6 protein-coding genes are annotated in these 13,156 nt (G+C 60.4%); all 6 read left to right on the top strand.

Annotated elements, in window-relative coordinates; all coding sequences use genetic code 11:
- Window positions 1–63 precede the first annotated feature (63 nt).
- Entirely contained in the window at window positions 64–744 is a 681-nt protein-coding gene (locus DDT56_RS18540) for a YtjB family periplasmic protein (protein WP_136167896.1), read from the top strand.
- A 234-nt stretch (window positions 745–978) separates the two neighbouring features.
- Complete coding sequence (locus DDT56_RS18535; RefSeq protein ID WP_136167895.1) at window positions 979–1,788, top strand: ABC transporter ATP-binding protein; 810 nt, start codon at window positions 979–981, stop codon at window positions 1,786–1,788.
- A gap of 304 nt (window positions 1,789–2,092) precedes the next feature.
- A complete protein-coding gene (locus DDT56_RS18530; protein WP_136167930.1) occupies window positions 2,093–4,219 on the top strand; it encodes a TonB-dependent siderophore receptor in 2,127 nt (708 codons plus the stop codon).
- Between the two features lie 130 nt (window positions 4,220–4,349).
- Window positions 4,350–5,696: an enterochelin esterase gene (gene fes, locus DDT56_RS18525; protein ID WP_210417048.1), complete on the top strand. Its 1,347-nt coding sequence runs from the start codon at window positions 4,350–4,352 to the stop codon at window positions 5,694–5,696.
- Window position 5,697: 1 nt separating this feature from the next.
- Window positions 5,698–5,922 carry an MbtH family protein gene (locus DDT56_RS18520; RefSeq protein ID WP_136167894.1) on the top strand — a complete coding sequence of 75 codons (225 nt, stop codon included), beginning with the start codon at window positions 5,698–5,700 and terminating at the stop codon, window positions 5,920–5,922.
- A 24-nt stretch (window positions 5,923–5,946) separates the two neighbouring features.
- Window positions 5,947–13,119 carry a non-ribosomal peptide synthetase gene (locus tag DDT56_RS18515; RefSeq protein WP_136167893.1) on the top strand — a complete coding sequence of 2,391 codons (7,173 nt, stop codon included), beginning with the start codon at window positions 5,947–5,949 and terminating at the stop codon, window positions 13,117–13,119.
- The last annotated feature ends 37 nt before the right edge of the window (window positions 13,120–13,156 follow it).

Below are 13,156 nucleotides of genomic sequence, written 5' to 3'. Positions count from 1 at the left end.
ACAAGCTATCCTATCGTCAACGCTTCTGGCAACATAAAGTATCCAAAACGCGTAAGGATTATCATGGTTCGGGCCCGGGTAAAATTCCGCCTCCATCGTACAGCCATTGTGCTGATTTGCTTAACTCTGCTGGTGATATTGATGCAGGGGGCGTCCTATTTCAGCCTGAGCCACCAGATGGCGCGCTCCGAGCAGGTTGAAGAGCTGGCGCGCACCTTGACCAGACAGGTCGCCTACGGCCTGTCGCCGCTGTTGGAAAGCGCCGACGACAACAGCCAGAAAATTCATGACATCCTTAAGCAACTCACCGATCACAGCCGCATTCTGGATGCCGGCATTTATCAGCAGGACGGTTCGCTGGTGGCCCGCGCCGGCGAGCAGGTTCCACTCCGGGACCGGCTGGCGCTGGATGGCAACCGGGTGGGCAGCTACTTTAATCATCAACTGGTGCAGCCGATCGAGGGGAAAGACGGCCCGATAGGGTTTCTGCGCGTTACCCTTGATACGCACGTGCTGGCGACGGAAGCCAAGCAGGTGGATAACACCACCAATATTCTGCGTTTAATGATCCTGCTGTCGCTGGCCATCGGCATCATTCTGACCCGTACCCTGTTGCAGAACCGCCGCACCCGCTGGCAGCAGTCGCCCTATCTGCTCACCGCCGGCACGCCGGTAAAAGAGGATGACGGCGCGGAGAATGAAACCGGGGCGGAGGGCGACGGGCGGGGAAAGAAGGAAGGCTAGCTGATGCGGCAGCCTTCGAGCTGATTACTGGCGTTCCTGGCGGCGGTAATTGCGCGAGTCATCCGCTTTACATCAATGTATCTGATAAAAAACGCATGCTACCATGGCGGCATGGATATGCTAATGGTAATAATTATCATCTCCATTCTTTGGCGAGGGCGTTGATTTGGCCGCCGCTCCATAAAGCGCGCCGTTAATCATCCATGGTTAATATTTGAAGAGTAAAAAACATTGATGACGAATCTCTTGCATGCCAGCAACCTTACGCTCGGGTACGATAAAAAAATCGTCGCGGAAGCCTTGAGCGTCGCGATCCCGGATAATCAATTCAGCGTGATTATCGGCCCCAATGCCTGCGGCAAATCAACCCTGTTGCGCGCGCTGTGCCGGCTGTTGAAACCGTTGGCGGGGGAAGTGCTGCTGGACGGAAGAAATATTCACCACCTCCCCACCAAAGCGCTGGCACGGCAAATAGGCCTGTTGCCGCAGCATGCCATCGTGCCGGATAACATCACCGTGGCCGATCTGGTGGCGCGCGGGCGTTATCCGCATCAGAGCCTGCTGCGCCAGTGGAGCGCGGCGGATCAGGAAGCGGTGGAACAGGCGATGAACGCCACCAACGTCGGTGAGCTGGCCGATCGCAGCGTGGATGAGCTGTCCGGCGGGCAGCGCCAGCGGGTATGGATAGCCATGGTGCTGGCGCAGCAGACGCCGCTGTTACTGCTGGACGAACCCACCACCTGGCTGGATATGGCTCACCAGATTGATCTGCTCGATCTGTTTCGCGATCTTCATCAACAGCATGGCCGCACGCTGGTGGCGGTTCTGCACGACCTGAATCAGGCCTGCCGTTACGCCGACCATCTGATAGTGATGCAGGCCGGACGGATTATGGCGCAGGGGAAACCGGCCGAAATCGTCAGCGCCGAGCTGATCGGCCAGGTGTTCGGCATGCGCAGCGTGATCATTGACGACCCGGTATCCCATACGCCGCTGATTGTACCCTGTGGGCGTTACGACAGGATCCCTGACGCCAGTTGTTGATTCAACTGGTCTCCGATATTTCTGAGATACCGGTGGGATCAGATCCGCATACTCATGCATGACTGATGATTTATCTCCCACCAAAAACGCCCACCGGGGCAAACTTTCGTGTGTTAACCACCAAAAAGCGGATGATATTTCAAATAAAATGCTAATGATAATAAATATCATTAGCATTTTATTTTTTTGCTGTGCTAAAGTTTTTGACGGCAAAATCTGGTTACATTAATGATGTTAATATATCCGCGTAAAGGTTAATAATATGAAAATAAAGCATAAAAAATGTATTTACGCTCCCTTATCCATGGGGTTGGTGCTGACAATGGTGCATCCATTGCAGGCAATGGCCGCAGGCACGGTCAAAGCCCAGGACGACACCATTACCGTGATCGCCGGGAAGACGACCGAACAGCCTACCGCCCCGCTGAAAGGAATAGTGGCCACTACCAGCCAGGCCGGGAGTAAAACAGCAACCCCTTTGATAAAAACGCCGCAATCTATTTCAGTAATAACCCGCGATCAGATGGATGCGCAGGATGTATCCTCCGTTCCGCAGGCTTTGCGCTATACCGCCGGGGTGTTCTCCGAATACCGGGGCAGTTCCAACCGCTATGACGAGGTGTTTATTCGCGGATTTTCCTATGTGCCGCGATTTCTGGACGGTTTGGGTTTTGGCGCGGCTGCCGGATCGCAAACCGGGGTGATTGAGCCCTGGTTGCTGGAGCGGGTGGAAGTGGTCAAAGGCCCTGCGTCAGTGCTCTACGGCCAGGTAAATCCCGGCGGCCTGGTCAGTATGACCAGCAAACGTCCGACGGCCACCCCGATACGTAAAATCCAACTGAAAGGCGGCAATGATGATCTGGCTCAGGGGGCATTTGACTTTGGCGGCGCGTTGAATGATGACAATACCCTGCTGTATCGCCTCAACGGTCTGGCACGCACCCAGCATAATGAGATCGGGGCTTATAAAGAGACCCGCTACGCGATCGCCCCGTCGCTGACCTGGTATCCCAATATCGATACCCGTTTCACTTTGCTGACCAGTTTCCAGAAAGACCCGGATGCCGGCTACCGTAACTTCCTGCCGGCGGTGGGCACGGTATTCGGCACCGAGCGGGGCCATATTCCCCGTGACTTTAATGTCAGCGATCCGTCCTACAATCAGTCGGAGCGCGAGCAATCCGCCATTGGTTATGAGTTTGAACACAATTTCGGCGAAATATTTACCTTTAGACAGAATGCGCGCTACGCCTCGATAGATCAAAAATACAAAGCGTTCATGTTTGCCAGAGCGTCGACAGACTATGAGCTGTTACGGAGAGCCACGAAAGAAGAACGCAGTACCGATGAGTTTGTGCTGGACAACCAGTTACAGGCCCAGTTCGCCACCGGCGCGGTGGATCATTTGGTACTGGCCGGGCTGGACTACCGGTGGAACAAGGATCGGGCGGAACTGTGGCGCGACGTGGCCCAAAGTCTCGACTGGTCGGCGCCCCGCTACGGCGCCGTCGTAGACGAAAGCGCAATGACCAAGGATACGGATGAGTTGCAGACTCTGGATCAGGTCGGCGTCTATTTGCAGGATCAAGTGGAATGGAACCGCTGGAATCTGCTGCTGTCGGGACGGTATGACTGGACGGAAGTCCGCACCGATAATTATGCTTCGAGCTCCAGCGTGCAGCAAAACGATAATAAATTCACCGGTCGTGCGGCGTTGTTGTATGCCTTCGATAGCGGGGTTTCGCCGTATATCAGCTACAGCACCTCTTTCGAGCCCTCCCTCCAGACCAACCGTGCGCCGGGCTCTGCGCCTTTTGATCCGACCACCGGCAAACAGGTGGAAGTCGGGATTAAATACCAGCCGCCGGGCTGGAATACCCTGATGAGCCTGTCGCTCTACGATCTGCGCCAGCAAAATGTCGCGACCAGAAGCGCCAACTATACCTGGCTTGAACAGGTCGGAGAGATCCGCAACAAAGGGCTGGAGGCGGAAGTGCATTCGGCACTGACCGAATCCATCAATCTGATCGCCTCCTATAGCTATATCGATTCCGAAACCGTCAAAACCACCGTAGCCGGCACCCAGGGCAATACTCCGGCGCGCATTCCTTCGCATATGGCTTCACTGTGGGGGGAATACAATTTCCACTCCGGCGCGGCCAGCGGCCTGGGTATCGGTCTCGGCGCCAGATATATCGGCACCAGTCAGGGTAACGCCCAGAACACCTTTAAAGTCCCGGCGGTCGATTTATACGACGCGAAAGTAAGCTATGAACTGGGCGGGCTGACGCCATCGCTGAAGGGCGTGTCGGCGCAGATCAATCTTAACAATATTTTCGATAAAGAATATGTCGCCTCCTGTGCTTCCAACACCGCCTGCTTCTACGGTATTGGGCGTACGGTTACCGCGACGGTTAATTATGAGTGGTAGCGTCTCTGGTCGTTGATCCGATCGTAGCGATCAAACATGTGGTATAGCGGCGCTCCGGGTTATGGTCCCGAAAGTTCGGGACAACCCGGCGTGCCCGATTAGATTGGCTCACGGCAGAGAGAGTAGTCCTATGAATCACCAAGCTGAGCAATCCCCGATTCACTTGATGCTGCGCCGGCACGATGCCGGCTGCGAGGCATGGTGGCGTGAATTGAGCAAGGAAGAGATACCGCGCCTGGAAAAACGCTCCGCCAGCCATTTCCGGGTGACCTTCTTTTGGCGCGACCCGCAAGGCAGCGAGCAGACATCCGCCATTCGCCATGTCTGGATAGACATCAATTGCGTTACCGACCATCACAGTATGTCGCCGGAGTCGATGGCGCGTTTGCCGGGCACCGATGTCTGGTACTGGAGCACCATTCTGGAGTCGAACTGGCGCGGCAGCTACTCGTTTATTCCCGCCGCCGACCAGCAGCGCTTTATCCCGCCTGAAGGCGATATCCGCAGCCAGCGCCTGGCGCAGCGTAAATGGTGGTGTGAGATGTTAAAACAGGCGACGCACGATCCCCTCAACCGGCGCAGGCATTGGCACAGCAGTCGCGGACACCCGCTGTCGGGGCTGCATCTGCCCGATGCGCCGCCGCAACCGGCCTGGCGGGACTTTGACCTCGGCTCGGGTTATCAACCTCCCGCGGCGCGTTTGCAACCCTATCGCTGGCACAGTCAGCGTCTTGATAACACCCGAACGGTCTGGGTTTTCAACACCGGTGAGACGCAGCCCGATAAGCGCCCCTTGGCGATCCTGCTGGACGGCCAGTTCTGGGTGTCGGGAATGCCCCTCTGGTCCGCTCTGATGAAGCAGACGCAATCCGGCCAATTGCCGGAAGCGGTTTATCTGCTGATTGATGTTATCGATCAGCAGCATCGGGGCCGGGAATTGCCCTGCAACGAACAATTCTGGCTGGCGGTACAGGAAGAACTGCTGCCGCAGATCGCCGGGATTTGCGCCTATCAGGCCGATGCCGGCACTACCGTGGTGGCCGGGCAAAGCTATGGGGGGCTGGCGGCGCTGTTTGCGGGATTGCATTGGCCGCAACGTTTCGGCTGCGTGCTCAGCCAGTCCGGCTCTTTCTGGTGGCCGCGCGGGGATCTGATATCGGCGACCGAGGCTGCTGACGGCGAGTGCCGGTTAATTGAACAAATTAAACAAGGCTTGGGCAGTGGTGGAAAACTGAAAATCTTTGTGGAGGCCGGGCAGCGCGAAATGTTAATCCACCGGGTTAATCAACGCCTGTTCGAGGTCTTGCGCCATACCCACCATTCCCTGTATTACCGGGAGCTGAACGGCGGTCACGACGCTCTGTGCTGGCGCGGCGGGCTGATTGACGGCCTGACGGCTCTCTGGTCGCCGGATTTCCCGGCAATGCGCACAAATTCACCGGCGGCGATCATCACCGCTGGCAGACAGGAGCCATAACATGGAACAGCAAATTCAAAATCCGTTCGATGATGAACGTTATCTCTTCCTGGTACTCATTAATGACGAGGAGCAGTACAGCCTGTGGCCGGATTTCAAGGCGACGCCTCCAGGTTGGCGAACCGTGCTGGGGCCCTTGCCGCGCGCGGAGTGCGTCGCTTGGCTTGATGCCAACTGGGTCGATATGCGACCAGCCAGTCTGCGCAACGCGCAACAAGCATCATAATCCACCAGCAGGAGGCTTCAGTTCATGACCGATACATCCCTATCCCCCGATACCGCTACCTCGTTGCAGGTGTTGCCGATGGTGGCTGCGCAGCCCGGTATCTGGTTTGCCGATCAACTCTCCCCCTGGTCGAACACTTTCGCGGTGGCCCACTATGTGGAAATCAACGCTGAATTGACGCCGGAGCTTATGCTTGACGCGATACGTCAGGGGCTGATGGAGGCCGACACCGTCAGGGCGCGCTTTGAAGAGCGGGATGGCGAGGCGGTGCAGATCCTGCCTGCGGCGGGGGATGATAGTAATCCGCCCCGCCCCGAATATATCGATCTCAGTCATGAGGCGGATGCGCCCGCCCTTGCCCTGGCGGTGATGCGTCAGGATCTGGCCGGCAACCTGCGGGCTGGCGGCGATAAGGTGCTGTACCGTCATATCCTGTTCCGCCTCAGCGCCGCCCCGGCCCGCTGGTTCTGGTATCAGCGTTATCATCATCTGATGGTCGACGGTTTCAGTTTCACCGCGCTGACCCGCAGAATCGCGCAAATCTACGCTGCGCGCTGTCGCGGCACTTCCGCCGGTCCATCGCCGTTTACGCCTTTTTCTGCCGTGGTGCGGGAATATCTTGACGGGCGGAATTCCGCCGCCAGCGAGCGCGCCAGGGATTTCTGGCTGGAGAAATGCCAGCAGTTGCCGCCGTCCGTCAGCCTTTCGGCGCAGCCGTTGTCTGATAATCATCCTTCGCCTCACGTATTGCGTCATTCTGTGCGCCTGGACGCCGACGATTTTGCGCGCCTGACGGCCCCCGCGCTGACGGCGCGGTTAAGCGCCATGGAAATCGCCCTGGCGCTGACGGCGGTCTGGGTGGGGCGTTTGAGCGGCCGCACGGCTTATACCGCGGGATTCACCTTTATGCGCCGTATGGGATCGCAGGCATTAGACGCCGTCGGCCCGGTGGTGAACGTTCTGCCGGTGCCGATTTATGCCGATCCCGACGCGACCCTGTATGAGGTGGCGCGCGTCGTGGCGGCGGAGCTCAAGGCGGTACGGCGCCATCAGTCCTACGATGGCGAACAGCTGCTGCGCGATCTCGGCCGCATCGGCGAAAGCCAGGGCGTGATGGGGCCGACCTTTAATATCAAGTTATTCGATTATCAGCTTGAGTTTCACGGCGTTAAGGCGATTACGCACCAGTTGGCGTCGGGGCCGGTCAGCGATCTCGAGATCGATCTTTATCTCGATGAGAGCGGCGCGCTGAGCGTGGAACTGTTGGCAAATCAAGCGCGTTACCGGCAGGAACAGCTGGCGGATTACGCCGCCAGCCTGCCGCTGTTGCTGCGCCAGTTCGCCCGCGACGGCTCGTTGGCGGTCGGGGAGGCCAGCTTGCTGGACGAGACGGCGCGGCAGCGGCTGTCACAGTGGGGCGATGGCGGCGCGACTCAAGGCGTTAAGCATGAAACCACCGTGCTGGACGCCTTTTTGCGCCGGTGCGAGGAACAACCGCAGGCGGTCGCCCTGCGCTGGCAAGATGAGGAAATCAGCTACCTACAGTTGAGGCGGAAGTCTGCCCGGCTGGCGCGTCTGTTGCTCGACGGCGAGGCGCAGTCTCCGACGGCCATCCTGTTGCCGCGCGGACCGGAGTGCGTGGTGGCGATGCTGGCCGTGATGATGGCCGGTCAGGTGGTGATGGTATTGGACGCGGACTCTCCGCCGGAACGACTGGCGATGATGATCGCCGAGAGCCGGCCCGGCCGGTTGATTACCATCGAGTCCCTGCGCCCGCGCTTCGCCGCTTTTGCGGCGATCCCCCTGATATGTCTGGACAGCGCGCCGCTGACGGCATTCAGCGACCGGCCGCTGGACGACGCCGAGCGTGGGTTCCCGCTCCGCGGCGAGCATCTGGCCTATATCATCTATACGTCGGGTTCCACCGGAACGCCGAAAGGGGTGATGAATACCCATGGCGCGCTGCTCAATCTGCTCAACGTCCACCGGGCCGGCGCGTTTTCCACGGCGGCGAGGATGTTGTCGGAAAGAGGGGAGACCCGACGGCTGCGCACCGGGCACAGCGCCGCCTGGGTGTTTGATGCCAGCTGGGATCCGCTGCTGGGGATGATTGACGGTCAGAGAATGGATCTGTTCGATGACGATACGCGTCGCGATGCGCTGGCGCTGGTAACGGCGATTCAACGTCAAGGCACCGACATTATTGAAGTGACGCCGCTGATGCTGACGCAGATGTTGGCCGCCGGGCTATTCGCGCCGGGCGGACACCAGCCGCTGATGATCCTGCTGGGAGGCGAGGCGGTATCCTCCGCGCTCTGGCAGCAGCTAAGGCAGTACCCGCAGGTGGCGGTACGCAATTATTATGGCCCGACGGAGTGTACCGTCGATAGCGTGATCGCCGATGCGGCGGATTCGCCGCAACCCGCCATCGGCCGCCCGGTGGCGGGGATGCGCGCCTGGGTATTGGATGCCCGATTGCAGCCGATGCCGGCAGGGGCGACCGGCGAACTCTATCTGGGCGGGGCCGGACTGGCTCGCGGCTATCTTGCCAGGGCGGGGTTGACCGCTTCCCGGTTTGTCGCCTCGCCCTTCGGCAACGGTGAACGGCTCTATCGCACCGGTGATTTGGTACGTTGGCGCAGCGACGGCCAGCTCGATTTCGTCGGCCGCGTCGACCATCAGGTCAAAATCCGTGGGTATCGCATCGAACTGGGTGAGGTGGAAAACGCGCTCGCGGCGCTGCCGGACGTGAAAAGCGCCGCGGTAGTGACCCGCGAAACGGAAGGCCGTTTTCAACTGGTGGCGTACTGCGCGGTGGACGAGATCTTGACGGCGGAGCCGCAGCAGGTTAGCGAACGACTCTATGCTCGGTTACGAGAGCGTATTCCTGAATATATGCTGCCCAGTCAACTGGTGCTGCTGCCGCAGTTGCCGGTCAACAGCAGCGGCAAAATAGATCGCCGCGCGTTGCCGCAGCCTGAAGTCGAGCCGTCGCAACGACGGCTGCCGCAAAATGACCGCGAACGGCTGTTGTGCGACGCCATCGCCGCGGTGCTGCGTCTGACGGCTTTTGGCGCCGACGACGATTTCTTTCTGCAAGGGGGCGACAGCATTTCCGCCATGATGCTGTCCAATAATCTGAGACTGGCCGGTTACCGGTTGCCGGCAAAGGATATTTTCTCCCTTCGCACTCCGCTGGCGATGGCGCCCGCCATGACCGCCGGGCAGGATGACGATAATCTTTCCGCGGTGCCGCTGCTGACTGACGACAAGGCGCTGATGGCGCGCGTCAACGCCAAATACGGCCCGGTCAGTTGGGTATTGCCGACCTTGCCGTTGCAGCAGGGATTACTGTTCCATGCTCAACTGGGAGACGGCAGCGGCAATTATAATGCCTTGAGTCGCTTTGACTTTGAGGGATCGCTGACCGAGTCGCAAATAAAGGCGGCGCTGGACAGTATGATGGCGCGTCACCCGCAGCTCAATGCGTGCTTCGATAACGCCTTGCATGATGTGCCGTTGCAAATATTGCCGCGGCGGACCTCGGGGGATCGTTGGCCGTGGCGCCAGCACGATCTGAGCGCAATGAGCGAACGGGAACAGCAGCAGAGCCTGCAACGCATTGAACAGGAGGCGTTGGACCGGGATTTGCTGATTGACGGCAGTGATGCTCCGCTGGTCCGGGCAATACTGGTGCAATTTTCCTCACGGCGTTCAACGCTGCTGATTGTCGCCCATCATCTGGTGGCCGACGGTTGGTCTTCCGCCATCATGCTGCGCGAACTGCTGTTTGTGCTTGGCGGCATGGCGGCTTCCCTGCCGGCGCCGCAGGCCGATTATGTCTCGGTGATCGGCCAGTTGGCGGCGCGCGACAAAGGCCCCGCGCAAACGGCCTGGCGCGAAGCGCTGGCGGACGTCGCGCCTTGCGTGCTGTTCGGCGACGCTCCGTCCGCCCAAGGGGCAATGCGACGCCTGCCGATAACCTTGGACCCGGCGTTGCAGCGCGATCTGGAATCATTGCGCCTGCGGTGGCGGCTAACGCTAAATACGCTGTTGCAGGGAATTTGGGCGACGCTGCTGGGCGCCGTCAGCGGCCGCGATGACGTGGTGTTCGGCACGCCGGTATCCGGGCGTTTTACCGGGCCGACGGGAACCGGCGACCATATTGGCTTGTTCAGCAATACCGTACCGGTGCGCATCCGGTTGCAGCCCCATTGCGCCCTGCTGGAACAGCTGGCGCAAATACAGTCGCAGCAGATTGACCTGCTGGCTCATGACAATTTGGGCCTCGGCGAGATCCAGCAACTGGCGGGAGGAGAGACCCTGTTTGATACCCTGCTGGTGGTGGAAAACTATCCGGATGAAGGTGAATTGCTGCATCGTCCCTTCGGCGAGGTACGCTGCGTCGGCATGTGTAACCGCGGGTATACCCACTATCCGTTGACGCTGATGGCCGTTCCCGACGACGCATTGTCGCTGCACCTGGAGTACCGTGAAGGCCAGGTGGATGCCGAGGCGGTGGCGCAGCGCCTGCAACTGCTGCTGCGGCAACTGGTCGCCACGCCTGAGCAACCGCTGGCGCAGCTGTCGCTGTTGAGCGAGCCGGAACGGATAATGTTGCAGAGCGTCAATCACACCGCGCGGGAGATAGCGCCGGATACCCTGAGCGGGCAGCTGGCGCGTCAGGCCGCGCACTCGCCGCAGGCCCTGGCGCTGGTGGATGAAACCCAGGCGCTGAGCTATGCCGAGGTGCGCGAACAGGTGGAACTGCTCGCCCAGCGTTTGGTGGCCGCGGGCGTGATTCCCGGCGACACGGTGGCGGTGGCGCTGCCGCGTTCGGTGTTTCTGTCGCTGGCGTTAATGGCGGTGGTTGAAGCCGGCGCGGCTTATCTTCCGCTGGATACCGGGTATCCCGACGAACGTCTGCAACTGATGATCGACGATGCGCAACCGCGCCTGATCGTCACCGATGCCTCGCAACGCGGACGTTTCGCCGGGGCGGGGGATATCTTTTGCTACGAACGCCGGCTGACGAAGGATAGCGCTCTGGCGCCGTGCCGTCAGGCGTCGTCGCCCCATCATCCGGCCTATATTATCTACACCTCCGGCTCCACCAGCCGGCCGAAAGGCGTGGTCATTGCCCATAACGCCATCGTTAATCGATTGCTGTGGATGCAGCATCAGTTCCCGCTGGGCGCCGATGACGTGGTGTTGCAAAAAACGCCGTGCAGTTTCGACGTATCCGTATGGGAGTTTTTCTGGCCGCTGATGGTCGGGGCGACGCTGGTGATGGCGCCGCCGGAAGCCCATCGCGATCCGCAGGCGTTAATGGCGCTGATAGAAAAGCACCGCGTCACCACCCTGCATTTCGTTCCCTCCATGCTGGCGGCTTTTGTCGACGCGCTGGACGACGAGAACGCCGGGCGCACCTGCGCAACCCTGCGGCGGGTTTTCTGTAGCGGGGAGGCGCTTTCCGCCGAACTCTCCCGCAACTGGGAAAGGATGACCGGCATACCGCTGTATAATCTTTACGGCCCGACCGAAGCGGCGGTCGACGTCAGCTGGCATACCGCCAGCGGCGACGCGCTGGCGGCGGTGACCGGCACCAGCGTGCCCATCGGTCGTCCGGTATGGAATACGGGGTTGCGCATTCTCGACCCCTGGTTGCGCCCCGTGCCGCCGGGCGTCGCCGGCGAGCTTTACCTGAGCGGCGAGCAGCTGGCGCAGGGGTATCTGCACCGGCGGGAACTGACGGCCAGCCGCTTTGTCGCTGACCCTGAAACGGTCGGCAAACGCATGTACTGTACCGGCGATGTGGCCCGCTGGTTGCCGGATGGGTCGGTGGAATATCTCGGCCGGCGGGACGATCAGCTGAAGATACGCGGACAGCGTATCGAACCGGGTGAGATTGAGTCTGCGCTGGTCGCCTTGCCGGGGGTTCGTCAGGCCGCGGTGCATGCCCGGGTGCTGGGCCATGGCGGATCGACGGCCGGGGTGGATGCCCGTCAGTTAATCGGCTATGTGGTGCCCGAATCTCCAGTGCCGCTGGATGGCGAGGCGTTGCGCGCCGCGCTGGCCTTGCATTTGCCTCCTCATATGGTGCCGGTGGCGGTGGTGGTGCTGCCTTCTCTGCCCCTGAGCGCCAACGGCAAGCTCGATCGCAAGGCGCTGCCTTTACCCGAGGAGGGAAGAGGGCGGCGAGGACGTCCGCCGCGCCCGGGACTGGAGACCCGGCTGGCCGAACTGTTCGCCCGTTTGCTGGAGCGAGACGGCGTTAATGCCACCGACGACTTTTTCGCCCTGGGCGGCCATTCGCTGCTGGCGATGCGGCTGGCCGCGGAGCTGCGGCGCGAACTGGATAAACCGGTTTCGGTCGGCCAGTTGATGGTGGCGTCTACGGTGGAAAAACTGGCGCAACTGCTTGACGGCGAACAGGCCGGCGAGGAGATGCGGCGCGCCGGGTTCGATCAAGTGTTGCCGCTGCGCGCGGGGGACGGACACCCGCTGTTCTGTATTCATCCTGCTTCCGGATTTGCCTGGCAGTTTAGCGTACTGCCGCGCTATCTGGCGTCGCGCTGGCCGGTCATCGGCTTACAGTCGCCGCGTCCGGACGGCCCCATCGCTCGTTGCGCCACCATGGATGAGGTGTGCGAACACCATCTGGTCAATCTGCGGCGGGTGCAGCCCCACGGGCCGTATCATCTGATCGGCTATTCGCTGGGCGGCACCGTGGCGCAGGGTATCGCCGCGCGTCTACAAGAGCAGGGCGAGACGGTGGCCTTTCTCGGCCTGCTGGATACCTATCCTCCGGAAACGCAGGACTGGACGGCGTCGATGGATGAAAAGGCCAGGCAGGAGGTCGACAACGAACGCGAGCTGTTTATGGCCGCCACCGAGGAGAGGGAGGATCTCGCCCTGGAGCAGCAGAAGCGCAGCATGTTTGATGATATTGAGGCCAATTACGCGGACTCGGTGCGTTTGCTGTCGCAGACCCGTACCGCGCGTTACCAGGGGGAAGCCACGCTGTTTGTCGCCAAAGGATCGCTTCCCGAGGGGATGGATGTGCAGGCCGCCTGGGCGCCCTATGTGCAGCGATTACAGGTGTTTGAACTGGATTGCTGTCATATCGATATTATCTCGCCAGCCTCGCTGGCCAGGCTGGGGCCGCTGATCGACAAGGTATTGTCCGAGTTGTAAATTGCCTGGCCGTCGGGGGGCGATCCCGGGATCGCCC

The sequence above is a fragment of the Brenneria corticis genome (assembly GCF_003115855.1).
Classification (GTDB): domain Bacteria; phylum Pseudomonadota; class Gammaproteobacteria; order Enterobacterales; family Enterobacteriaceae; genus Brenneria; species Brenneria corticis.
The sequence above is the reverse complement of the archived record's forward strand: the minus strand, read 5'-3'. Positions and strand labels throughout refer to the sequence as shown.